This window comes from Flavobacterium sp. LC2016-12, from assembly GCF_015351595.1.
In the GTDB taxonomy this organism is placed as follows: Bacteria; Bacteroidota; Bacteroidia; order Flavobacteriales; family Flavobacteriaceae; genus Flavobacterium.
In genome coordinates, this window is the sequence record NZ_JADKPT010000006.1 from 280,883 (window position 1) to 305,100 (window position 24,218).

Here is a 24,218-nt window from a genome sequence, read left to right on the forward strand (position 1 = left end):
TTTAATTAAAATTACCAACCGGCATTTTGTTTTAATACTCCATTTGACAATGTAATCTGAGTATTTGGAATTTGCTGTAATCCTTTTGTTGCCTGAATTTTAGCTGCCGTAATTGTTTTTGTTCCGGCAACTCCACCACTTAGTAAAGTAGTAGTTTCAGCAATAGTCGAAGAAGCTGTTCCAATTCCCTGACGTAATAAATCCCAATATCTAACACCTTCAAGTGCAAACTCTAAATGTCTTTCTTTCAAAATATTTTCAGCAGTAACAGGTAAAGTTGAAAAACTCTCTTTGTAAGCTCTTTTTCTTACTTCATCAAAATAAGCCTGAGCATTTCCGCTTCCTAATTCGGCTGCCATTAACAATACGTCAGCATATCTCAACACCACATAATCCTGAAATTGACTAATATCCCAAAACTGGCTACCCATAGTTAACGGAAGATCTTTTCCATCTTTGTCTACCATTGGAGCATATTTTTTGTTGTAGTAACCCGTGTATTCTCTTTGGCTGTTTATTTTATCAAAATCAATATCTTCTTCTTCAATTCCAATCATAGTTGAAACACGTCTTGTATCATTGGCATTGTAAGCATCCCATAATTTAGAATTTACTGTAACTCCCCAACCACGTCCGTAAGGGTAAGAAGAGTATTCTCTCATTCCAAACATTACTAACCAATGGTTACCATCTGTATTTCCGTTATAATCACTTGTAAAAGTATATTTTATAGCAAACACGTTTTCCTTATTGCTTTCACCTGCATATTTGTCAACAGAAGCTGCTGGCCAAAGCGTTGAGAAATCAGCCAATAAACCATGTCCGCTATTTGCAATAACATTTTCTAAATGACCTAAAGCCTGAGCTTTTGTAACTACTCCAGCTAAATCAGCTTTTCCATAATAACCTGTATAGTATAAATAGACACGTCCTAGTAATGATTTTGCTGCCCATTTAGTAATACGTCCGCTTGTTGTAGCATTGTAGGCTACTGAAGGTAAATTGTCTGAAGCAAAAACCAAATCTTGTGCGATCACTTTATAAACTTCGTCCGGATTTGCCTGTGGAATATTATCCGTTGAAGGCGCTGTTAGTAAAGGAATATTTCCCCATAAACGTACCATTTCAAAATAAAGATAAGCTCTGATAAATCTGGTTTCAGACTCGTAAGTATTTCTCAATGCAGTGTCTCCATCCCATTCAATCTGATCCATTTTAGTTAGAAGAACATTGCAACGATAAAGCGCTTTATAATACGCTATCCAGTTATTGTTTAACAAGTCTACATCTGAAGGAGAACGCGTGATATCAAATTCATCTATAGCTGCGTAGTTGTAACCATCTGAGGCACCAGTTCCGCCAAAACAATCGTCTGACATTACCTCACTAATTACAGGAACTCCCAAACCAGAAGCACCAGTTGCAACTTGCATACCATCATAACATCCTACTAAAGCAGCATAAGCATCATCTTTAGTTTTGTAAAAATTTGTATCTGTTTGTTGTGTTAAAGGCTCTGTTTCTAAACTGCAAGAACCCAGAGACAATAAGCTAAAACAGAAAATATATAAATATGTATTTTTCATTTTTTTATTTATTAAAGTTTAACATTTAATCCCAACATGAATGTTCTTGGTCTTGGGTAATACCCTACGTCAACACCTGATGAAAATTTTTGGTCATTATTTGAAGAACCAAATCCAATTTCAGGATCCATACCATCATATTTTGTAAAAGTGTAAAGATTTAAGACCGAGAAATACATTCTAAACTGGCTTGCAAAAAATGGTTTTGATTGTTTCATTTTTGCTAAATCAAATCCTAATGTAATAGTACTGATTCTGAAGAAATCTCCATCCTGAACATATAAGTCAGAAAATTGAGTAAAGTTTCTGTTGTCTTCTGTTACTCTCGGTGTTGTGTTTGAAGAACCTTCTCCATGCCAACGGTCTAATATTGCAGAAGTATAATTTCCGTAAGCACCTGATTGGTTTCTGTAAGATTGTACGATTTGGTTTCCGGCAACACCATTACCCATAGCTGAGAAATCAAAAGCTTTGTAACTAGCTGAGATTGATAAACCAAAAGTAAAATCAGGATTTGGATTTCCAATACTTGTTTTATCAGATGCATCTATTTTATCATCTCCATTAACATTTTGATAAATAAGATCACCCGGAGCTGCAGTTGGCTGCAACACTACACCGTTAGCTGATTTATAATTATTGATTTGTTCCTGATTTTGAAAAACTCCTCCTGTTTTATATCCCCAGAAATAACCTAATGGGAATCCGTTTTGCGCTCTGTAGAATTCACCGGCATTATCATAAAGCTCATTGCTTAAACCGTGGATGATTCCATCTGCATTAGGAATTTTACCCACTTCATTTTTATTATAAGCACCGTTTGCACTAATGGTATAATTAAAATCTCCAATTTTATTTTGGTAATTTAAGCTTAACTCTACCCCTTTGTTCACCACATCACCACCATTAATAAATGGAGCATCAGCACCTGCAGTTGCCAGGATTGGAGCTAAAATTAACCAGTCTTTGTTTGTTTTTTTGTAGACATCAAAATTTACACTTAACGCATTGTCTAAAAATCTGGCATCAAAACCAAGGTCAATTTGTTCTGAAGTTTCCCATTTCAAACTAGGATTTGCTATGTTTTGAAGGTAACTTCCTGGTGTTAAAACTCCTTCTTCATCACCAAAACTATAGTTAGTAGTATTTGATTTTACAAGCGCTAAATATTGGAAAGAACGAATACTTTGATTTCCTACCTGACCCCAACTTGCTCTTAATTTAAAGAAGTTTAGTGCTTTTGAATCTCTTAAAAACTCTTCGTTTGAAACTACCCAACCACCAGATACAGATGGAAAGTAACCCCATTGATTTCCCGGAGCAAATTTTGAAGAACCGTCTGCTCTAAGCGTAGCATTTAATAAATAAGTCTCTTTGTAGTTATAATTTAATCTTCCAAAGTAAGACATTAATATATTCTCAAACTTACTTCCTTTCATTGACATTCTTGCACCATCCTTATTTGTAGTATTATCGATCCAGGCGTGCTCTAAATCATTAAAAACAGAATCTGCATTGGCTGCTTCTATAGAACTTTGATCGTATTTAATATAAGAAGTACCAGCCATAGCTTCAAAATGATGATTATCAGCCACATTAAATTTATACGTTAGTAAATTATCCCAGTTGATACTTTTACTTTTAAACATGTTTTGATTAACTCTGTCAAAAGCACTATTCGCATAAATTGACAATTGATATACCGGAGAGTAAGAATGCCCTTCGCTAACATTATAATCAAGACCCAAAGTTGTTCTAAGTGTCAGGTTTTTTATCGGTTGAATCTGCAGATAAACATTTCCTAATAATTTTTGATTGTTACTTTCATTTTGATTATTGTAAGTCATCAAAGCATAAGGATTTGCTACACCCGTTAACCAAGGCTCATTGTTACTGGTAGTATCGTAAAAATTACCGTTTGCATCATACATTGGCAATAATGGTGTTACCTGAAATGCACTTCTCAAAGAGTTGCTGTATTGATTTCCAACACCAATTCCGTTTTTGTCGATGTAGGCAAAACTTAAATTTTCTCCTATAGTAACGACATCTTTATACAATTTATGTTCTGAATTGAATCTGAAATTATAACGGTCATAATTCGACAAATCTTTTCCTCCAACAATTCCTTCTTGTCCTAAATAAGACAATGAAGTCGAGTAAACAGAAGTATCTGAACCACCTGATGCTCCAAAAGCGAAGTTTTTAGTAGCTGCATTATCAGTAAACATTTTATCCATCCAGTTTGTTCCTGATCCTAATGCTGCAATTTGATCATTTGTAAAATAGGGAGATTTACCTGAATTTACTGCAGCTTCATTTAAAATGATACCATATTCAGTTGCATCAAGCAAATCTACTTTTCTTGCAACAGACTGTACTCCATAGTATTGATCAAATGTAATTTGTCCTGCAGCACCTTTCTTGCCCTTTTTTGTTGTCACTAAAATAACTCCGTTTGAAGCTTGTGAACCATAGATCGCAGCTGAAGCCGCATCTTTTAAAACAGAAATCGATTCAATGTCTGAATTGCTCAAATAAGAAATATCACCTGTCAATATCCCGTCAACAACATAAAGCGGACTGCTGCCTCCAATCGAACCAGCACCTCTGATAACCACATTCAAACCTTCTCCCGGTTGTCCTGAAGTAGAAGTAATCTGAAGTCCGGCTGCCTGTCCCTGAAGTGCCTGAAGTGCATTTGTAGTATTTGTTTTGGCAAGATTTTCACCGCTAACCTGCGTTACAGCATTGGTTACAAGCGTTTTCTTTTGCGAGCCATATCCTATAACTACTACTTCTTTAAGTTCTGCAGTTTCTTCCTCCAACTTCACATTAACAGTTTGCTGCGTTCCTACTGTTACTTTTTGGCTTTTAAATCCAATAAAAGAGAATACCAGCACATCACCGGCTTTTGCTTCTATTTTATATTTTCCATCAAAATCGGTTGAGGAACCGATTTTCGTTCCTTGTACTGCAACACTCGCGCCTGGAATCCCCATTCCGTCAACGCCCGATGTCACAATTCCACTTACAGCTCGGGATTGCGCCTGTGCAACGCCCGACTGTATCATAAATAAGCTAAACAACAGTGCCGTACAAAACGAGGACATTGTTGTTTTAATACAATTTTTGCTTTTCATAATAAATAAAAGTTGGTTAAATTAAGTTAGTTACAGTTATATCAGATTAAAGTGTTCTTGAGTTTGACAACCAAAAATATCTTACTTCATAGCCTATTTCTGACTGATTTTTTTACTTCTAAAATTGTCCTTTTAAAACTTATAGTCAATTTGAACTTATCTTATGGTAAATTTGACTACAAGTGTAAAACTTTTTTTCTATATTAGCAAAATATTAAGGTTATTTTTTTCTAATTCGGATTTATGAAGATTCAATTTTACTGATCTGATAAGTTTATAGTTCTAAATGGAATAAATAATATCAAAAAAATACTGGATTAGATTTTTGATAATCAATCATTTAAAGAATTCTGAATTTTAAATTCCATTTTATCCGAATTTCAAACAATTGAATATCAGATTTTTACTATGTTAAAAAAATATTAAGTAATTAACAAAGACACTTATGCATTTTATTTGTTTAATTTGTCGAAATTTCTATCGCACATGGATAAAAATATAACTGCCGACGCAATCATTAAAAGTGAACAGAACGCAATGAATGCGATCACGATTGACTGTGTCATATTTGGTTTTGATAAAGGAAGTTTAGAAGTTCTTTTAGTTCAGCATGGCGAAGGAATCAGTAAAGGAAAATGGGGTCTTCCCGGAGGGTGGATTTATAAAAAAGAAAGTACCGATAATGCAGCACATCGTTTACTGAATGAACTTACGGGCCTTGATAATATTTATTTAGAGCAGCTAAAAGCCTTTGGAGATCCGGATCGTTTTCCGCTGCGACGTGTTATCACTATCGGTTATTATGCTTTGGTAAAACGAGAAGACTATAATATTAAAGCCGGTTTTACGGCGGCCGATGCCAAATGGTATAAAATTGATGCTATTCCGGATTTAATTTATGATCACAACGAAATTCTTTCTTATAGCTTAAAGCATCTCCGCAACCGTGTTCGTCAGGCACCAATTGGATTTAATTTACTGCCGGAAAAATTTACACTGCTGCAATTAATGCACTTATATGAAGAGATTTTAGGGATTGAAATGGACAAATCAAATTTCCGAAGAAAAATTCTGCATATGAAATTGTTGGTTGCTTTAGATGAAAAACAACAAGATGTTTCGCATAGAGCGGCAAAATTATATAAATTTGATCCGCAGATTTATAATAAACTAACTGAAAAAGGTTTCAATTTTGAATTTTAATAACACGCTTATACAAGCAAAGAATGAAATCATTACATCCTAAAGAAATTTCTAAAATTGACAATGTTTTACATAGTTCGGCACCAGCAGTTGATGGGATTTCAATTGACTGTGTGATTTTTGGTTTTAAAAAAGGAAGTCTTGAAGTACTTTTGGTACAGCATGCCAGTGGAGAAAGCGAAGGAAACTGGGGATTGCTTGGTGGATGGCTGAACAGAGAAGAAAGTGCCGATGATGCCGCACATAGAATTCTTTATGAACTTACGACTCTTGATAATATTTATCTGGAGCAACTAAAGGCATTTACAAATCCTAAAAGGGTTTTAGATCGTCGTATCGTAACTATTGGATATTATACTCTTGTTAATCAGGAAGATTACGATGTTAAAGCCAGCTTAGCTGTAAAGGAGGCAAGATGGTGTAGGATAAATGAAATTCCGAATCTAATATTTGACCACAACGAGATTTTAAACTTCAGTTTACTACAACTTCAAAATCGCGTTCGTCAGGCGCCCATCGGATTCAATCTTTTACCTGAAAAATTCACTTTATTGCAGTTGATGCATTTATATGAAGAAATCTTAGGAATTGAATTGGAAAAATCAAATTTCCGCCGAAAAATCCTGCACATGAAATTATTGGTTGCCTTAGATGAAAAACAACAGGATGTCTCACACAGAGCCGCAAAATTGTACAAATTTGATCCTGATATTTACAAGAAACTGACTCAAAAAGGATTTAATTTTGAATTTTAAAGACTGTTTTGAATTAGAGAATCCAACAATCAGACAACTACATTCCAGAATCCAAAACTTTGCGCTATCTTTGCGCCTTAATAACATGCTCTAACGCAATTGCTACAGGGCAAATTTATATCCGGAAATTACTAAAACTCGCACAAGAGAATTGAAATAATAAAATGAAGAAGATACGTAACTTTTGCATTATTGCACACATTGACCACGGTAAAAGTACATTGGCAGACCGATTATTGGGCGCTACACAAACCGTTACAGCTCGTGAAGAAAAAGCACAATTGCTTGACAACATGGACCTGGAGCGCGAGCGTGGAATCACCATTAAAAGTCACGCCATACAAATGGAATATACTTATAAAGGAGAGGAATATATTTTAAATTTAATTGACACTCCTGGTCACGTTGACTTTTCATATGAAGTTTCACGATCAATTGCAGCTTGCGAAGGGGCACTTTTGATTGTTGATGCTGCACAAAGTATTCAGGCACAAACGATTTCGAATTTATATTTAGCTTTAGAAAATGACCTGGAAATTATTCCGGTTTTGAATAAAGTTGATTTACCAAGTGCTAACCCAGAAGAGGTTAGTGATGATATTATCGATCTATTAGGATGTAAATTAGAAGATATTATTCATGCATCTGGAAAAACAGGTTTTGGTGTTGAGAATATCTTAGCGGCCATCATCGAAAAAATTCCTGCTCCAAAAGGAAATGTGGATGAGCCATTACAGGCATTGATTTTCGATTCACATTATAATCCATTTCGTGGAATTGAGGTAATTTTCAGAGTTATGAATGGAGAAATTCGTAAAGGGCAAAAAATTAAATTCATGGCTACAGGCAATGAATATTTTGCTGATGAAGTAGGAACTCTAAAGTTGAATCAGGTTCCTAAAAGCGTTATTTCTACCGGAGATGTTGGTTATTTAATATCAGGAATTAAAGAAGCAAAAGAAGTAAAAGTGGGTGATACTTTGACAGACGCCAAAACACCTACAACAAATATGATTACAGGTTTTGAGGATGTAAAACCAATGGTTTTCGCCGGAATTTACCCTGTTGATACTGAAGATTATGAAGATTTGCGTTCTTCTATGGAGAAATTGCAATTGAATGATGCTTCGTTAGTTTTTACACCTGAAAGTTCTGCAGCGTTAGGATTTGGTTTCCGTTGTGGATTCTTAGGAATGTTGCACATGGAAATTATCCAGGAACGTTTAGAGCGTGAGTTTGATATGACTGTAATTACGACAGTTCCTAACGTTTCGTATCTGGCTTACACCAAAAAAGATCCTGAAACTGCTTTTGTTGTAAACAATCCTTCTGACTTACCTGAACCATCTCGTTTAGACAGAGTTGAAGAACCTTATATTAAAGCAACTATCATTACAAAATCTGACTTCGTTGGAAACGTAATGAGTTTGTGTATCGAAAAACGCGGTCAAATTACCAATCAAACGTATTTGACTACAGAAAGAGTGGAATTGAATTTTGATATGCCTTTGGCGGAAATTGTATTCGATTTTTACGATCGTTTAAAAACAGTTTCTAAAGGTTATGCTTCTTTTGACTACTCTCCAATTGGTATGAGAACTTCGAAATTAGTTAAACTGGACGTTCTTTTGAATGCACAAACGGTTGATGCACTTTCAGCTTTGATTCACGAAGACAACGCTTATAACATCGGTAAAAAAATGACCGAGAAATTACGTGAGTTGATTCCAAGACAACAATTTGACATTCCGATTCAGGCTGCAATTGGAGCTAAAATTATCGCTCGTGAAACGATTAAAGCACTTCGTAAAGACGTTACCGCAAAATGTTATGGTGGAGATATTTCGCGTAAGCGTAAATTGCTTGAAAAACAGAAAAAAGGTAAAAAACGTATGAGACAAGTTGGAAACGTTGAGATTCCGCAAGAAGCTTTTATGGCTGTTTTGAAATTGAACGACTAATTCTTGTTTTAGAAAATAGAGGCAAGACGCAAGAGCAAAGAATATAGAATATAGAAAACCCCGATAACTTCGTTATCGGGGTTTTGTTTTTATGCAATTGAGTTATTAAATGTCCATCCTGATATCACGAGATCACGAACTACTTCGTTTGTTTCGGCTCCGTATTGTACCGTATAAATTCCTTTATTGGCAACGTATCGTTCTGCTAGTTTTGTTGATCCGTAGATACCTGCGAAGATGACTGTAAAAAGTCCCAGCATAAAGACGAATGTGTTTAAATTCACAAAATTATAAAGCAAAAGGCCTAATAATAATATAACAGAAACCATCGAAATGCTAATTGCTTTATTTTTTGCATCGTAGTGAATCTCTTTGCAGGACTGGCATCTGGGTATTCCTATTAAGATTTTGGAATATTCTACAGATTTGTAAACAACGATATTAGTTTTATCGTCCTCCACAATAAGCGGTAAAAAATAACAATCATTAATATTTTCCATTTCAGCCTGTCTGCAGTAGGCGCATCTGTGATCGTGAGGCTCAAATCTCTTATGAGCCTCGTCAAAGGTGTAATTTCTAATCATTTTATTTGGGGTTTAAAATTTAAAAATTAATCTTCAGCGAGATACATCATTCGATAATGTATGTTTTGGTAAAAGTGCAAATTCAGAAGAACGTACTAAAGCAATTATAAGAGTCAGATTTGTAGGTTTCTGTTTCTAAATTACTTTATAGCAAAGATTAAAAATAGTAAATAAATAAATTAACAATCTAAATTGTATGAATAATTTTCATCAATAACGATCAATTTATTTTTAGATTTTGCGAAGGTCTGTATTTACAGACTATTCAAAATATCCACCCAAAAACTATAAGTAAATACTTATAAAAACAGAAAAAGCAATTTAATCATCTAGTTTTTAGCGCATTTCATCGAGATTAATATAAATTTTAACACAAAAAATATAATTTTAATCTTACAACTTTAAAACTAAATATTATGAAAACGAGATTTTTAATTATCGCATCACTATTAACTTTTTCATTTGCCAATGCGCAACAAATAGAAGCTGAAGAAGAAATGAATTCAGCGAAAGGTATCACTTTTCAAAAAGGGGATATGTTTATTGAAGGCTCAATTAAAATTAGCACAGGTGGAGATCTGGATTATTACGGCTTTAGCCCAAAATTTGGCTATTTGTTAAATGACAAATTTGCTGTAGGAGGAAAATTAAATTACGCCAGCTCAGAACTCGAATCAACTAACACTAAAACGAATGTATTTGGGATTGGAGGTTTTGCACGTTATTACTTTTTGGAACTAGATAAAAAACGTTTTAAAGCATATGCAGAAGCTGGACTGGGCTTTGGAAGCAACAAAACAGAGATTGCAAACGTTGAAGACACCGACAATAGTATTACAGCTGATATTACAGTGGGTTTAAACTACTTTGTTACCAAAAACATTGCAGTTACTTTCACCTTGGCTAATGTTTTATCCTACAATAGTGTTTCTCCTGAAGACGGACCTTCATCAAACACTTTTGAATTGAATATTAATTTATTTGAAAATATTTTTGATCAGCCTCAGTTTGGTCTTTTATATAGATTTTAAATTTTGTATTAATAAAATATTGAAAAGCTGTCTCAATTTGGGACAGCTTTTTTATTCTCATTCAATCCGAACCTTTGTATCTTTGAATCATAAAATCTTAGAACCTCAGCAACTCAAAACCCTAGAACCTCAAAAAAATGCTTGACGAATCTCCAAAACGTTTTGACCGAATTGTCGCTATCCTCATTCAATTACAATCCAAAAAAATTGTAAAAGCGCAGGAATTGGCCAATCGCTTTGAAGTGAGTTTACGGACTATTTATAGGGATATACGAACTTTAGAAGCATCAGGAGTTCCTATTTATAGTGAAGCTGGTGTAGGATATGCTTTAATGGATGGTTATCGATTGCCTCCCGTGATGTTTACGCGCGAAGAAGTCAGCAGTTTTATTGCAGCAGAAAAACTAATGCAGAAATTTACAGATCCTTCTTTAGGAAATCATTATGCATCAGCGATGTTTAAATTAAAATCGGTTTTGCGAAGTACAGATAAAGACTGGCTCTCGAATATTGAATCAAAAGTGGTGATGCAGACTGCGGAACCTATGTTTAATGACAATTCTCCTAATACTTTGGCCGTTCTTTTTGAAAGTATTGCCGAGAAAAAACAAATATTACTTTCTTATAAAACCGTCGAAAAAGACGAAACAACCCAAAGAAAAATCGAGCCTGTCGGTGTTTTTCATGATCATAACAATTGGTATTTTCTGGGATATTGCCATTTGAGAAAAGATTACCGACAATTTAGAACCGACAGGATTCAGGGAATTCAGAAAACCGAACATGATTTTACAATCGAACACGATTCTTTAGAAACCTATTTAACTAAAACAGAAACCATTCCTACGATAAAAGTCAGACTTTTGATCGAAAAGAAAATAGCCCGATATCTGGAAACAGAACGAAAATACCATGGTTATATTTCAGAAAAAGAAATAGACGGTAAAATCGAAATGACCTTTATGTCTCGCGATATCGAAAGTGGCTTTCCGCGCTGGTTTTTAATGTTTGGAGATTATGCCGAAATCCTGGAACCCGAAAGATTAAAAACCCGGGCTTTAGAATTATTAGAAATTAACCGACAAAGGCTTTTATAAAAAAACTCCTGAGAAATATTCTCAGGAGTTTTTTTAGTTTTATTTCTGTTTAACCACATTATAAAAATTATAATCAGTATTTGAGGCATCTGTAATTCCGATATTTCGCCCCATCGTTACAATCTGACCTCTATGATAGGTGCCGTGATTAATAACCTGAATCAAATACTCCGAAATCGGTAATTCGCATTCAAACCACGGATTAGTAATTTTAACTTCTTTAACTAAATCTTCTTCTGACAATGAATGGATAAATTGCTTCAATTTTGCAGATGAATTTAATAGTCCTTCAAATATTTGATCTCTCGACAATTCATTTTCTGCTTTCCTCTCTGTCGGAGCAGTTTCAGAAATGACTGAAAACCAATATTCCTCTGTAGACCAGATATGATCAAATGTTTTCATAATAGTTGAAAAACTGGAAGGCACTTCCGCGTAAAGCAATTCGTCCGATTTCGGTGAAAGCCAATTCACAAATTGTTGATTTACCCATAAATTGTAATCTGCATAATTTGACATTATCTTTTTTAAACTCATAGTCCTTAATTTTAGATTTGTTTTATAAAGTTATAAATTTGAAAATCTCAGGATTATCTTTCCCAGAAAAAAGGCGGTTCAATATTTAAAGCTCTTAAATAGACATAACCTTGCCCACGGTGGTGCACTTCATTATCAATAAAATACAAGATATTCTGTATAACCGGAAATTCGTACTGACCAAAAAGATTAAAAGTTTCATTAAAATCTTCAATACTTAATTTTTGCCAATATTCATTGATTATTGCGGTTGCTTCGTCCCATTTTTCAAGGTATTGCGCTTTAAAAATCAATTTTTCTGAATCTTCTGCAAAAGGCTTAGCTTCTTTATTTACGATTCCCTTAAGACCAGGAACAGCAATGGCCAAAAGTTCATCGGCTAACTTAGAAAAAGGACGCATTCCCGCGATCGAAAATTCGAAAAAATCTTTTTCAGGAAAAGCTTCAATCACACGACGCGTAAGTGCTCGGTGTCCTTGCCAATGGTTTAATAAATCTTCAGGAGTAATTACTTGGGCTGCTAATGTTTTCATGATTTTAAAGTTTTAATTATTTAATACTTCAAAATTATTAAGGGTCGGTGACAACAGTTTGTCAGCAGGAAAAATTATTTTTATAAATAGTATTAATTATTTACTCCGTTTATCAAAAAAATATCCGTAAGTCTTTATTTTTAAAGCTTTTACTTATTTTTTAACCACTCAAATAAACGATTAGCATCTTCAAATTTAAACAATTGTGTTCCTTCGTTCATGGTGGCAGCAGATCCACAGGCAACTCCCCATCGAATAACTTCTTTCAGGCTTTTATTTTGAGACAATGCCCAAACCATTCCTCCTACCATACTGTCTCCGGCACCCACGGTACTTTTTTTAGCAACATTTGGCGCGGGAACATATTCATAATCGTCTTTTGTAACCAAAACTGCGCCTTGCGGTCCAAGTGAAACAACTACAATTTCGGCTCCACCGTGGGCAATGATTTTTTTGGCAGCCTCATTTACTTCTTCCATTTCCAGACGTTCTACTCCAGTTAATTTTGCCAATTCTCCAACATTTGGTTTAATTAGATAAGCTCCGGTTTCCAGAACTTTCTTTAAGGCCTCACCTGAAGTATCCACGATTAGCTTTGAATTTGATGCTTTGGCAATTTTGGCTACTTTCTGATAAAAATCTGAAGACAGTCCTTCATTCAAACTGCCGCTTGCCACTAAAAACTTTGGTTTTGACTTGCTCAGTGCTTCTAAAACCGCTTTTTCTTCATCGGCTGTAATTTCTCCTCCAGTAAAACCAAAACGATATTGTGAATTGGTATTTTCATCAACAGCCACAAAACTTTCTCTTGTCCAGGTTTGAATGGGAATCGCCTTAAATTCGATGGTTTCTTTGGTCACCAATTCTTCCAGCATTTTCCCCATAGGCCCACCAGAGGTAAATACAGCCAATGATTTTCCACCCAATCTGGATATCGCTTTAGAAACATTGATTCCGCCGCCGCCAGCATCGAATCTGGGTTCTGAGCAACGTATTTTTTGTTCGGCAACTAAACCTTTAAAATGAGTGCTTTTGTCTAAAGCCGGATTTACTGTAAGTGTAATAATATCGTGTGAATTCATTTTTTTTCCTTTTGTATCACTTTAAAGGTCTGAAAAAAAACCGATTTTCACTTTTAAATTCAACAGAAAAGAACTGATTATCATTAAAATTAACCAAAACCTTTGTTCCCGACGCCTTGGGATTGTACCTTTGCAACCTTGGTAAAAACCAAAAAAATAATAAAGAGACAAAATGATCGAAGATAAAAACCCACAACGTACCAGTATAGCGCAATTAGGCGAGTTTGGTTTAATAGAACATTTAACCAAAAATTTTGATGTTACGCAGGAGTCAACTTTAAAAAGTATAGGAGATGATGCTGCAGTTCTTGATTTTAAGGATAAAAAAGTAGTTGTTTCGACTGATTTATTGATTGAAGGCGTACATTTTGACTTAGCTTACATGCCGCTAAAACATTTAGGATACAAATCAGTAGTTGTAAATATTTCTGATATTTGTGCTATGAATGCCAGACCAACTCAAATTACGGTTTCTGTAGCAGTTTCTAACCGTTTTCCACTAGAAGCCCTGGAAGAATTATTTGAAGGCATTACACACGCTGCAAAAGAATATAAAGTAGATGTTATTGGCGGTGATACAACCTCATCGCAAAAAGGATTAATTATAAGCATTACCGCAATTGGTGAAGCCAATGAAGAAGAGATCGTTTACAGAAACGGTGCCAAACAAACCGATTTACTTGTAGTTACCGGCGATATTGGTGCTGCTTACATGGGATTACAGGTTTTAGAACGTGAAAAACAAGTTTTTCAGGTAAATCCAAACAGCCAGCCTGATTTAGATATGTACAGTTATTTAATTGAACGTCAATTAAAACCGGAAGCCCGAAAAGATGTTCGTACTTTATTACACGCTCTTGAAATAAAACCAACTTCAATGATTGATATTTCAGACGGACTATCGTCAGAAATCATTCATTTGTGCAAACAATCAAAAGTGGGTTGTAATTTATATGAAGATAAATTGCCATTAGATCCTCAGTTTATTTCGACTTGCGAAGAATTTAATATAGACAGTACAACAGTTGCCATTAATGGTGGAGAAGATTACGAATTGTTGTTTACAATTGACATTAACGATTTCGACAAAATAAAAGGCAATCCAAACTTTTCGATTATTGGCCACATGGCTGATGAAAGCGAAGGAATAAATTTAGTTACACGTGCTAACACTCAAATTCCTTTAAAAGCCCGCGGTTGGGATGCTTTGAGCGAATAAATTTAAATAAATAAAAAATTCCAAATTCCAATGCAATACATGCTGTTGGAATTTGGAATTTTTTATTTTGGAATTTATTTTTAGAAAAGCCCTTTACTTTTTGCTTCTTTGATTAATTCATCGTCTGAACCAGACTTTATTTTAAGCAATTCTTTTAAATTGACTTTTCGTTTTTCAATGGCATTCAAAGAAATCGGGATGTAATGCGGCATTTCAGCAACAGGAGTTTTCTTGGATAAATGAAACAGAATCTGTTTATCAAATTCATCAATCTCTATTGAATTATGAGCCGACTGATTGAGCATCTTTACAACAGACTGACTATAATACTTCTCATTTTTCATGACTTTATCAAAAGCAAAAAGAAGTTCATCAAAAGTAAGATCATTTTTAATTATCAACCCATTTGGGTTTATAGTTCTGATAATTGTCTTTATTTTCAGCAATTCAGTATACATCGTCAGCAAAATAATTTTGCAATGAGGCATTTTTTTCATGATTAGTTTAGCAAGATCTTCACCTGAAAAAATATCTTTTTCTTCATAAGCCGGCATACTTATATCTAAAAAAGCCACCTCAAAATCTGGAGTTGACTCATCTTCAATCAAATCATAACCAGATCTGCAATCATATGCCTGAGAAATAGCAAAATCGTATTCCTTAGGATTATAACGTGTAATCGCATTTTTATATCCCTCAATTATAAAAGGATGGTCATCAACAATTAAAATATTTCGGCTGATTAAAGGCGAAACCGGGGTTGTTATGTTAAATGTCATTCTTTTGCAGGTTTATTTTTTGGTCTATTGGGACTTTAATTGTGAGAATGGTTCCTTCTCCTTTGGCAGATTTTATGGCAACTGTACCCTTACACTCTTTTGCACGGTATTGAATATTATGCAATCCTATTCCGTTTTTTACTCTTTTCGTATTAAAACCTTTTCCATCATCTGAAATCGATAAAATCAAATAGTCGATCTCACTTTTAAAATCTACGGTAATCATATCAGCATCAGCATATTTATTACAATTCTGCAAAGCTTCCTGAATAATCCTGTATAAATTAATTTTAACAATATTACTAACGAGTTCCCATTTAATATGCGGATCAAAAGAAGTAATTAATTTAGAATTGTATGTGCTTTGCTGGTTTTCAAACAATTTGTTTAAAATTGCAATAAAATTATTAATTAATTCTGATTTTTCACGATTTAGATCGTGCGAAATTTCGCGAATGTCTTCTTCTATATGTTTTAGCTCTGTTAAATACTTTTTTCTTTTCTGCGCCGCCTGTGTTTCATCTATATTTTGAATACTATCCAGACTGTCCAAACTAATTCTCACACCAAACATTCTTCCCAGAACACCGTCATGGAGTTCTTGTGCCACCCTTTTCTTTTCCTTAATACGTGTCATCTCAATATCATTTTGTTGAGAAATCATCAAATTGTAAATGTTTTCGTTTGCAATTTGCTGTTCTTGCTTAAAAAGTAACTCCCTGTGTTTTGCTTGTTGCGTTTTGTAAACATAGAAAAATAAGCCTAACAAAGTACAAATACTAAAAACATATACTAAAGCCCTGTTTTTCTCTTGCAGATTTGAGTTTTGATCCTTTATTTCGTTGGTTTCGTACTGGATACGAGAGAATTTTTCTCCCATATTCCGTTCTGATTTTATCATTTTTTCATTCAATCGAATGTACTCTCTTGAATAAACCGATGCATTTCGTGGATCAACAACTGCAATTTGTTTAAGTGCATCTAACGTATTACTTAATTTATTTGAACTCCGGGCTAAGATTAATGCTTGCTTTGAAAATTGAATGGCTCGAAAAGTATCTTTTGTAAATGCATAATACTCTGACAAATGTATTTTACTTAACACAATTGCCGGTTCCAATTTTAAACTATCTCTAATTTTCAAAGCATCATAAAACTGTAGCGGTAACTCATTGAAATTATGAGATTTAAGCTTTGTATATGCCAAATTATCTAAAAGCATGGCATATAAAAATGTCTTCCCATTAAACAAATCTTTTTCCTCCAGGCCTTTCTGAAAATAGAATTTTGCTTTATTATAATTATGCATGCTTAAATAAACAAATCCAATATTATTTAGAGATGTTGCTTTTAACTGAAGTTCTGATGGAATTGACTTGTCTTCAAGTGTAAGCAATGCTTTGTTATGATACTCCAATGCTTTATCATACTCTTCACGTTCATTGTATAAAATACCTAATAAATTATAACAATCGTAAAGGTCATTACTCACATTTTTTTTCTCTTTTAAAATTTTCAGAGCTTGAAAAATTGTTATTTCGCTTTCAAAAAAGTCTCCTTCGTTTAACTGTAAATTTGCCTTTGATAAAAACGTTTTTACCAAATTGAAATCATCATTAATTCCAAGATATATTTTCTCTGCCTTGAAATAATTTAAAAATGCACTATCTGAAATTGTTTGAGATGCATAATAATCACCAAGATAAATATAGGCTTTACCCATATTTATAGAATCTTTACTTTCTATTGATTTCAATAAAACCAATTTTGTAACTTTCTGATATGATCTCCAATCGTTCATGTTGTAATAACGATTGGCAACTTTAAAAAGATTGACTTTTTTAAGAGAGTCGTCTTTTTGATCCATAACAAGATCAAATGCTTTTTGATTGTACTTTTTTTTGTATTGAAAGGGCAGGTTTATATTATTCGCTAACGAAAAATAGATAGAGAGACTATCATCTGGAGATTTTAAACTTACATCTTTATTTTCTTTTTTTTTGCTTGTACACCCAAACAGGACAAGAAATAAAAACAATAATATAGGAGAATGTTTTTTCAATGTATGTTTTGATTTTTATCAAAAATACTAAAACTATAAACATAAAAAAAGGTTGTCAAAAAACTGACAACCTTTTTCTTATATTTAATTGATGCTTTTTAGTCTACTTTCACTGTAGATCTTGCTGACTGACTAGCAGAAGAAAAACTACTTAAGTTAGTTCCTGCTGTATTTAATTGATTAGATGCGCCTTGAACGTCAAGTTTTCTTCCGTCTCTTCCTGCTTGTCCTAATCCTGGATCAATAGCCATAGCCATATTTTTTGTACTTGATGCATTTGTTACTACTGGATTAGCAAAAGAAGTTGCTACCATTATTAAAGAAAATAATCCGATTGTTAACGTTGCTTTTTTCATGATCTTGAGGTATTTTTATTTGATTGTTTGTTTTTGGAGTCGATTATTTGGGAAATCGATGACGTAAAACTAAGTCCGGAATCAAAAAAAATAGATATGAAAAATGTAGTTTGTGGTAGAACATGCCCAAATGATAGTCAATGAGCGTTAATTTAGTGTAAATGCCTAATTTTTAGATCTCTATATAATTTCCTGTTGCAAAATTGGTAATAATTACGTCAACATTTGATTTATAGGTTTTAGAAAATGGAATCTTTTTTGGAGAGTTTTTTATGTAACAAACTGAGTTTCCGTGATGAATTCTTGCTATATAATTTTGATTAATGATATAACTGTTGTGAATTCGAATAAAGGGATGGGATAAAATACTCTCAAAATGCTTTAATGTTTTAAAAGCCGTTATCATTTCGCCAGTACTAAGGTAAATATCTGTTGAGTTATTATCGGCTTGAAAATAGGCGATATCAGCTGCATTTAGATAACGATAGTCACCATATGATTTAATACAAATAATTAAAGGTTTTTCGACAACATTTGAGACACGTGAAACTTCTGAAGGAGGAGTTGCAACAGAAACAACCTCATTTATCTCTACAGTATTAGTCTGCAAAAGTATCTTTTCTAATTTTAAAGTCGTCTTCAGTAAATCAATATGCATGAGGGGCTTTAGTAAATAATCAAAAACACCATATTGAATGGCATCAAAAGCCAATCCTTTTTTTGAGGTCGTTACTATTATTTTAGGGATCACAGCAAGATATCGATGCAATTCATTAATAAAGGCAAGTGATAAATTACTTGACAAATCTTCTGGGTCAATTTCTAAAAAAACAAAAGAAGGTTTATTTTCTAAAACCATATGCAAACCATCCTGATAATTTGTAGCCGATGCCATAAAAGTTAATTCTGAGAAACCTTCCGCAATTGTTTTGGTTCTCATAATACTTTCAGCATCATCATCAATTATAATATAGGAGTACTTTTTCAAGTTTAGCTTTTGTGTTTTATGCCCAATTAAATTTACACATTTCTATTTTCTAAATGTTTCATTGTTAACACATTGCAACAGAATGTTAATACATAAAGATGAAATGCAAAAAAAATCGATGAAATGCACTTTCCAAAAGTAAAAAAATCCCAAACTCCACCTAAGGAATTTGGGATTTATATGGTAAAATTTTAAAAAAATTACATTTTCATCAACCAGTTTTTCATCGAAACTTCGTTTTCGATAATACCTCTTAATTCAGAGATTTTTACACGATCCTGTTTCATTGTATCTCTATGACGTATTGTTACTGTTTCATCTTCGATAGTTTGATGATCTACTGTAATACAAAACGGAGTTCCAAGAGCATCTTGTCTTCTGTAACGACGACCAACAGCATCTTTCTCATCATACGCCACATTGAAATCCCATTTTAAATCGTCAATGATTTTTTTAGCGATATCTGGCAATCCGTCTTTTTTAACTAATGGTAAAACGGCCGCTTTTGTTGGCGCTAAAACAGCTGGTAATTTCAAGACTGTTCTTGTAGATCCATCTTCAAGAGTTTCTTCTTGCAACGATGTTGCAAAAACAGCTAAAAACATACGATCTAAACCTACAGATGTCTCTACAACGTATGGAACGTAGTTTTCATTCAATTCCGGATCAAAATATTGCAGTTTTCTACCAGAGTATTGTTCGTGTGCTTTTAAGTCAAAATCAGTACGAGAGTGAATTCCTTCTAATTCTTTAAATCCGAATGGGAAGTTGAATTCAATATCTGCAGCAGCGTTTGCATAATGCGCTAATTTTTCATGATCATGAAAACGATAGTTTTCTTTTCCTAATCCTAATGACAAGTGCCATTTTAAACGTGTTTCTTTCCAGTGGTGGTACCATTGCATTTCTTCACCCGGACGCACAAAAAACTGCATTTCCATTTGTTCGAATTCACGCATACGGAAAATAAACTGTCTTGCAACAATTTCGTTTCTAAAAGCTTTACCCGTTTGAGCAATTCCAAAAGGAACTTTCATACGACCTGATTTCTGAACATTCAGGAAATTAACAAAAATACCCTGAGCCGTTTCCGGACGTAAATATAAATCCATTGCAGAATCTGCAGAAGCACCTAATTTTGTTCCGAACATTAAGTTGAATTGCTTTACATCTGTCCAGTTTTTTGAACCTGTTTCAGGATCAGCAATTTCTAATTCTTCGATTAGCGCTTTTACATCCTGAAGATTATCAGTCATACCTTTTGCAAGCCTTGATAAAATTTCTTTGTATTTCGAAAGATATTCTACAACGCGGGCATTTGTGGTAACAAATTCTTCTTCATTAAAAGCATCACCAAAACGAGCTCTTGCTTTTTCAATTTCTTTTTGAGCTTTTTGATTGATCTTTTCAGCGAAATCTTCCACTAAAACATCAGCTCTATATCTTTTTTTCGAATCTTTATTATCAATTAACGGATCATTGAAAGCATCAACGTGGCCTGAAGCTTTCCAGGTTGTTGGATGCATTAATATTGCAGCATCTAAACCTACAATATTGTCATTCATCTGAACCATTGATTTCCACCAATATTCACGGATATTCTTTTTTAACTCGACACCATTTTGTGCATAATCATACACTGCACTCAATCCATCGTATACTTCGCTAGAGGGAAAAATAAATCCGTACTCTTTTGCGTGCGAAACCACATTCTTAAATATATCTTCTTGTTTTGCCATAGTGGTGCAAAAATATAAAAAGTACATTTAAAAAAAAGAAAAAATATAAAGATTGAAGGATTGATTTCGTTATTTTTGTAACCAAATTCCTTCTATTTGTGATTAATTATCTTATTAACCTGTTTTTTCCAAAAGTTTGCACTGGCTGCCATACTCTTTTAATGTCAAATGAAGCTGTAATTTGTACGTATTGTCGTCATGAAATGCCTCTTACTCAATATCATTTGGACACAAAGAATGAAGCTGTGAAAAAATTCTACGGCAAAATTGAAATTCAACATGCTTCAGCTTTTTTATATTTCAATAAAAAAGGAATGGTTCAGGAACTCATTCACAACCTAAAATACAAGGGACATGAAGAAATTGGTTTTGTTTTGGGAAATTGGTATGCAGAAGATCTAAAAGAATTGAATTTAGAAATTCCTTTTGACATTGTCATTCCTGTTCCGCTGCATAAAAGAAAATTCAGTGAACGTGGTTATAATCAAGTTACTACTTTTGGAAAAGCTTTGGCCAAAGGTTTAAATATAACTTTTGATGATACCGTTTTATATCGAAAGAAATACTCCAAAACGCAATCTCAAAAGAATCTTTTAGGAAGATCTGAAAACATAGAAAACATATTTGATGTACATTTTTCTGAAGAAAATCAAAACAAACATTTTCTAATTGTCGATGATGTGCTAACTACTGGAGCTACGCTTGAAGCCTGTTCACGGGCTTTACTAAAAATTCCAGGAACTAAGATTAGCATCGTTTGCATGGCGATGGCGAACTAGTATAAATTCTAATAAAAAAATTCCAAATTCCAAAACTGTCTCCGAGCTTTAGAATTTGGAATTTCAAAATTGTTTTTTTTTATAAAATTTTTAATTCACTACAATTTTCTTAACGGTTCTTCTATCTCCATCGATAACTGTTACCAGATAAATTCCGACAGAAACATTTTGCAATTGAATGTTTTGATTAAAGTTTGATGTACTTTCAAAAGTATTTTCATAAACTTTCTTACCCAAAATATCATGAACAAAAACCTTAACTCCATCGTTCGATTTACTGTCAAATTGAATAGTAAAGCTTCCTTTGTTTGGATTTGGAGACAATACAAAATCGATATTTTCAAATTCAGGTGTTCCTAAAGTATACGTTTGTCCACAAATATTTATTGAAGCTGAATTTACTGTTCCGAACCTTCCGGTAACCGCATCACGAACTCTTAAAGTCCAGGTTCCAGCCGGACTCTGACCATTAAAGGCACTTAAAAAATCAACTGGCAAAACGATTTGTTCTGTTGTTTTATTACAATCTAAAGCACTACCGGAATCATCAAATTGCATAGCCAAAGTTGAATTTGTTGATGCACAGTTTTTATTGAACAATCTCACAACAGTACCCTGCGGATTTTCAATTTGAATTTCAACATCAGAAAATCTTTCGTGTGTTACACTAACTGAAACATTTACATCTGAAATGGTCGCCGTGGATGCTGGAACCGTAATGGTTTTTGTAACAAATGTTGTAGTATTTGGAATAGAAAAGGAACTTCCAAAACTATACGAATCACAAGTTGTTGTTGAAGTATAACCTACTGCAAATGGCTTAAGGTTTAATGCGTAATAAATATTGCCCGTTGGTTCAATCAGGATTCTGCAATTCTTAGAAGACGGCACACTTGTAGGAAGCATAATCACCTCAGAACCATCATTCGGAGTATTTGATGCCAGAATTATTGGAAAAGTCAAACCGCCATCTGTAGATAATTTAATATTAACTGCTGTTGAACCCTCTAAAGTATTTGTACCATTTACACTCCATGTTACTGTTTCGCTCAATCCCTGCCACCAGCTTACATCATCATTTATGTGTGATGTTACTGCAAATGGGCCTGCAAAAGAAGCAACAGTCACAATCTTATCATCTGTATTAGTCTGTGCTTTTCCTAAAGCTGCATTGTCTCTTGCCGTTAATGTAAAATGCAATGTTCTGGCTATAGAAGAAACCGATTCCCATTTTGTAGTTAATTGATTTTGAATAACAGAATTCAGTTCTGGCATATAACGCACCGGACTTGTATTAGGAATTACAGATCTAAATAATGGTCCGTCTGGTTTTGTAGGATAGGCAATACTGTTTCCTCCTGTAGTTGTTGTGGCACTATCATATTGCTCCCAATTATAAGTTACTGAATCACCTTCAGGATCAGAGCCTGTTCCTTTTAACACAAAAGCCGTACTTATCGGTATTGTGTAATCTTCGCCTGCATCAACTGCAGGCGGGTTATTTGTTATTGCTGTATTTACCGGACAACTCTTTGTGCCAAGATTATTTTGAATTTGAATTATACTGGCATACGCAAAATAATCATCTGAACTATTCTGAACATCAAAATTTGTTATTCCTGCGTAACCCATAATCGTTGATCCGCTTCCCGGCTCGACTTGAGTTCCCGTTCCCTCAATTTCTTCAGAAGAAACAGTATGTGATGCACCTAATTGATGCCCCATTTCATGGGCAACAAAATCAATATCAAATGCATCTCCCTCAGGCCTTTCATTTGAGGGTGAAGTATAAGCGCTTCCTTTTCCTAAAGGAACATTCGTTGTTGGATTTGTACAAACGCACCCTATACAACCTGCATTACCACCCCCTCCGGAAGCACCAAATAAATGGCCAATGTCGTAATTAGCATTTCCAATGACAGCAGTCAAATTCTCTTGTAAATCTTCGTGCCATTCACCATCAACTCCTTCTTTCGCATTTGCATATGGATCTGTTGCTGCATTTGTATAAATCAAAGCATCTGTATTAGCAATTAAGACCAGTTTTAATGCCAGGTCTTTATTAAAAACACCGTTTACCCTAGTTAGCGTTGCATTCATTCCTGCTAATGCGTCTGCTTTTGTACCCCCAAAATAAGTAGTGTACTCTGCTGTACAGGATAATGCCAGGCGCATTGTTTTAAAAACTTTTGTATTTGATTGCACTTTGGCTGTTTTCGCTGTCGCCTTAGTATTTGAGATGTCATTAGTTGTCGTACAAATCAACTTTTTAGAACTCGAATTATTTTTAGCAAATAAAACATATTCGCTTTTGTCGTCAGGATTTGCTTCAATGAATTCAGTTACTTTATCAGCACGAAAAACCATGGTTTGTATTCCTGATGGCGAAACACTAAAATGAATTTTTGCCGATTTATCATCTAAACCACTTCCTTCATAAGCCCTGATTTCAGGATATTTTGCCTGCAATTCAGGTTCGAAATTAGAAGATTCCCAAACTGTAAAGCGTTCTAAAACACCATCCGAATTTGGAATTGTAATTTCTGAAGTAATTTCTTTTGAAGTCTTTCCAGTTGTTGCGGCAAGTTTGCTTTTTAAGAAATCCGAATTTAGTTTATAATATAAGCTTCCGGAATCAGATGAATTTATCCTCTTATTTAAAGTAGAATTTGAGGTTGTTCTTTGCCATAAATCATCATTTTGAGCGTGAATATCAACACAGCAAAAAATAACAAATAAAAAAAGTAGTAGTTTTTTCATACTCAACGGTATTTGAAAAATCAA

Annotated in this window: 19 protein-coding genes; 7 read left to right on the top strand and 12 right to left on the bottom strand. The window is 34.0% G+C overall.

What is annotated here, in order from left to right:
• Window positions 1-11: 11 nt before the first annotated feature.
• Together IRZ99_RS12445 and IRZ99_RS12450 are read right to left on the bottom strand one after the other, a co-directional pair.
• Window positions 12-1,586 (bottom strand): RagB/SusD family nutrient uptake outer membrane protein, encoded by a 1,575-nt coding sequence (locus IRZ99_RS12445; protein WP_194657564.1) that lies wholly within the window; start codon window positions 1,584-1,586, stop codon window positions 12-14.
• 11 nt (window positions 1,587-1,597) lie between these two features.
• On the bottom strand, window positions 1,598-4,729 hold the full coding sequence (locus IRZ99_RS12450; protein WP_194657565.1) for a TonB-dependent receptor: 3,132 nt from the start codon (window positions 4,727-4,729) through the stop codon (window positions 1,598-1,600).
• A 486-nt stretch (window positions 4,730-5,215) separates the two neighbouring features.
• On the opposite strand from IRZ99_RS12450, the gene IRZ99_RS12455 reads away from it, so the two are divergent.
• The 3 genes from IRZ99_RS12455 (at window position 5,216) to lepA (ending at window position 8,648) form a co-directional block, all read left to right on the top strand.
• A complete protein-coding gene (locus IRZ99_RS12455; protein ID WP_194657566.1) occupies window positions 5,216-5,932 on the top strand; it encodes an NUDIX domain-containing protein in 717 nt (238 codons plus the stop codon).
• A gap of 23 nt (window positions 5,933-5,955) precedes the next feature.
• Complete coding sequence (locus tag IRZ99_RS12460) at window positions 5,956-6,687, top strand: NUDIX domain-containing protein (protein ID WP_194657567.1); 732 nt, start codon at window positions 5,956-5,958, stop codon at window positions 6,685-6,687.
• Between the two features lie 164 nt (window positions 6,688-6,851).
• Window positions 6,852-8,648: a translation elongation factor 4 gene (lepA, locus tag IRZ99_RS12465; protein ID WP_194657568.1), complete on the top strand. Its 1,797-nt coding sequence runs from the start codon at window positions 6,852-6,854 to the stop codon at window positions 8,646-8,648.
• 89 nt (window positions 8,649-8,737) lie between these two features.
• On the opposite strand, the gene IRZ99_RS12470 is transcribed toward lepA, so the two are convergent.
• Window positions 8,738-9,232: a hypothetical protein gene (locus IRZ99_RS12470; protein WP_194657569.1), complete on the bottom strand. Its 495-nt coding sequence runs from the start codon at window positions 9,230-9,232 to the stop codon at window positions 8,738-8,740.
• A gap of 416 nt (window positions 9,233-9,648) precedes the next feature.
• Here IRZ99_RS12470 and IRZ99_RS12475 point away from each other — a divergent pair, with 416 nt between their 5' ends.
• Window positions 9,649-10,263 carry an outer membrane beta-barrel protein gene (locus IRZ99_RS12475; protein ID WP_194657570.1) on the top strand — a complete coding sequence of 205 codons (615 nt, stop codon included), beginning with the start codon at window positions 9,649-9,651 and terminating at the stop codon, window positions 10,261-10,263.
• A 137-nt stretch (window positions 10,264-10,400) separates the two neighbouring features.
• Window positions 10,401-11,360 (top strand): YafY family protein, encoded by a 960-nt coding sequence (locus IRZ99_RS12480; protein WP_194657571.1) that lies wholly within the window; start codon window positions 10,401-10,403, stop codon window positions 11,358-11,360.
• 39 nt (window positions 11,361-11,399) lie between these two features.
• Here IRZ99_RS12480 and IRZ99_RS12485 read toward each other — a convergent pair whose 3' ends face one another.
• From IRZ99_RS12485 to IRZ99_RS12495, 3 genes are all read right to left on the bottom strand, one after another.
• The gene (locus IRZ99_RS12485) at window positions 11,400-11,897 is read right to left on the bottom strand and encodes a DinB family protein (protein ID WP_194657572.1); all 498 of its coding nucleotides are present in this window, start codon (window positions 11,895-11,897) and stop codon (window positions 11,400-11,402) included.
• A 53-nt stretch (window positions 11,898-11,950) separates the two neighbouring features.
• Entirely contained in the window at window positions 11,951-12,430 is a 480-nt protein-coding gene (locus tag IRZ99_RS12490; protein ID WP_194657573.1) for a DinB family protein, read from the bottom strand.
• Window positions 12,431-12,579: 149 nt separating this feature from the next.
• Window positions 12,580-13,512 carry a 1-phosphofructokinase family hexose kinase gene (locus IRZ99_RS12495; RefSeq protein WP_194657574.1) on the bottom strand — a complete coding sequence of 311 codons (933 nt, stop codon included), beginning with the start codon at window positions 13,510-13,512 and terminating at the stop codon, window positions 12,580-12,582.
• 172 nt (window positions 13,513-13,684) lie between these two features.
• Between IRZ99_RS12495 and thiL the strand changes: the two genes are divergently transcribed.
• Window positions 13,685-14,731 (top strand): thiamine-phosphate kinase, encoded by a 1,047-nt coding sequence (thiL, locus tag IRZ99_RS12500; RefSeq protein WP_194657575.1) that lies wholly within the window; start codon window positions 13,685-13,687, stop codon window positions 14,729-14,731.
• An 80-nt stretch (window positions 14,732-14,811) separates the two neighbouring features.
• Here the strand turns inward: thiL and IRZ99_RS12505 are convergent, their stop codons facing one another.
• From IRZ99_RS12505 to IRZ99_RS12525, 5 genes are all read right to left on the bottom strand, one after another.
• The gene (locus tag IRZ99_RS12505; RefSeq protein WP_194657576.1) at window positions 14,812-15,510 is read right to left on the bottom strand and encodes a response regulator transcription factor; all 699 of its coding nucleotides are present in this window, start codon (window positions 15,508-15,510) and stop codon (window positions 14,812-14,814) included.
• Window positions 15,500-17,572, bottom strand: coding sequence for a tetratricopeptide repeat-containing sensor histidine kinase (locus IRZ99_RS12510; RefSeq protein ID WP_194657577.1), 2,073 nt, complete (start codon window positions 17,570-17,572; stop codon window positions 15,500-15,502). Before IRZ99_RS12510 ends, IRZ99_RS12505 begins: the two co-directional genes overlap by 11 nt.
• Before the next feature lie 98 nt (window positions 17,573-17,670).
• Window positions 17,671-17,928, bottom strand: coding sequence for a hypothetical protein (locus IRZ99_RS12515; protein ID WP_194657578.1), 258 nt, complete (start codon window positions 17,926-17,928; stop codon window positions 17,671-17,673).
• Window positions 17,929-18,100: 172 nt separating this feature from the next.
• Window positions 18,101-18,916 carry a LytTR family DNA-binding domain-containing protein gene (locus tag IRZ99_RS12520; RefSeq protein ID WP_194657579.1) on the bottom strand — a complete coding sequence of 272 codons (816 nt, stop codon included), beginning with the start codon at window positions 18,914-18,916 and terminating at the stop codon, window positions 18,101-18,103.
• A 200-nt stretch (window positions 18,917-19,116) separates the two neighbouring features.
• The gene (locus IRZ99_RS12525) at window positions 19,117-20,655 is read right to left on the bottom strand and encodes a glycine--tRNA ligase (RefSeq protein ID WP_194657580.1); all 1,539 of its coding nucleotides are present in this window, start codon (window positions 20,653-20,655) and stop codon (window positions 19,117-19,119) included.
• Between the two features lie 161 nt (window positions 20,656-20,816).
• Between IRZ99_RS12525 and IRZ99_RS12530 the strand changes: the two genes are divergently transcribed.
• The gene (locus IRZ99_RS12530; RefSeq protein WP_194657596.1) at window positions 20,817-21,434 is read left to right on the top strand and encodes a ComF family protein; all 618 of its coding nucleotides are present in this window, start codon (window positions 20,817-20,819) and stop codon (window positions 21,432-21,434) included.
• Window positions 21,435-21,524: 90 nt separating this feature from the next.
• Here the strand turns inward: IRZ99_RS12530 and IRZ99_RS12535 are convergent, their stop codons facing one another.
• The gene (locus IRZ99_RS12535) at window positions 21,525-24,194 is read right to left on the bottom strand and encodes a reprolysin-like metallopeptidase (protein WP_194657581.1); all 2,670 of its coding nucleotides are present in this window, start codon (window positions 24,192-24,194) and stop codon (window positions 21,525-21,527) included.
• Between the last annotated feature and the right edge of the window lie 24 nt (window positions 24,195-24,218).

What these genes read in the sequence shown, in the direction of transcription:
- IRZ99_RS12445 (WP_194657564.1), bottom strand. Translation starts at nt 1,586, where the DNA reads ATGAAAAATACATATTTATATATTTTCTGTTTTAGCTTATTGTCTCTG.
- IRZ99_RS12450 (WP_194657565.1), bottom strand. Translation starts at nt 4,729, where the DNA reads ATGAAAAGCAAAAATTGTATTAAAACAACAATGTCCTCGTTTTGTACG.
- IRZ99_RS12455 (WP_194657566.1), top strand. Translation starts at nt 5,216, where the DNA reads ATGGATAAAAATATAACTGCCGACGCAATCATTAAAAGTGAACAGAAC.
- IRZ99_RS12460 (WP_194657567.1), top strand. Translation starts at nt 5,956, where the DNA reads ATGAAATCATTACATCCTAAAGAAATTTCTAAAATTGACAATGTTTTA.
- lepA (WP_194657568.1), top strand. Translation starts at nt 6,852, where the DNA reads ATGAAGAAGATACGTAACTTTTGCATTATTGCACACATTGACCACGGT.
- IRZ99_RS12470 (WP_194657569.1), bottom strand. Translation starts at nt 9,232, where the DNA reads ATGATTAGAAATTACACCTTTGACGAGGCTCATAAGAGATTTGAGCCT.
- IRZ99_RS12475 (WP_194657570.1), top strand. Translation starts at nt 9,649, where the DNA reads ATGAAAACGAGATTTTTAATTATCGCATCACTATTAACTTTTTCATTT.
- IRZ99_RS12480 (WP_194657571.1), top strand. Translation starts at nt 10,401, where the DNA reads ATGCTTGACGAATCTCCAAAACGTTTTGACCGAATTGTCGCTATCCTC.
- IRZ99_RS12485 (WP_194657572.1), bottom strand. Translation starts at nt 11,897, where the DNA reads ATGAGTTTAAAAAAGATAATGTCAAATTATGCAGATTACAATTTATGG.
- IRZ99_RS12490 (WP_194657573.1), bottom strand. Translation starts at nt 12,430, where the DNA reads ATGAAAACATTAGCAGCCCAAGTAATTACTCCTGAAGATTTATTAAAC.
- IRZ99_RS12495 (WP_194657574.1), bottom strand. Translation starts at nt 13,512, where the DNA reads ATGAATTCACACGATATTATTACACTTACAGTAAATCCGGCTTTAGAC.
- thiL (WP_194657575.1), top strand. Translation starts at nt 13,685, where the DNA reads ATGATCGAAGATAAAAACCCACAACGTACCAGTATAGCGCAATTAGGC.
- IRZ99_RS12505 (WP_194657576.1), bottom strand. Translation starts at nt 15,510, where the DNA reads ATGACATTTAACATAACAACCCCGGTTTCGCCTTTAATCAGCCGAAAT.
- IRZ99_RS12515 (WP_194657578.1), bottom strand. Translation starts at nt 17,928, where the DNA reads ATGAAAAAAGCAACGTTAACAATCGGATTATTTTCTTTAATAATGGTA.
- IRZ99_RS12525 (WP_194657580.1), bottom strand. Translation starts at nt 20,655, where the DNA reads ATGGCAAAACAAGAAGATATATTTAAGAATGTGGTTTCGCACGCAAAA.
- IRZ99_RS12530 (WP_194657596.1), top strand. Translation starts at nt 20,817, where the DNA reads ATGTCAAATGAAGCTGTAATTTGTACGTATTGTCGTCATGAAATGCCT.
- IRZ99_RS12535 (WP_194657581.1), bottom strand. Translation starts at nt 24,194, where the DNA reads ATGAAAAAACTACTACTTTTTTTATTTGTTATTTTTTGCTGTGTTGAT.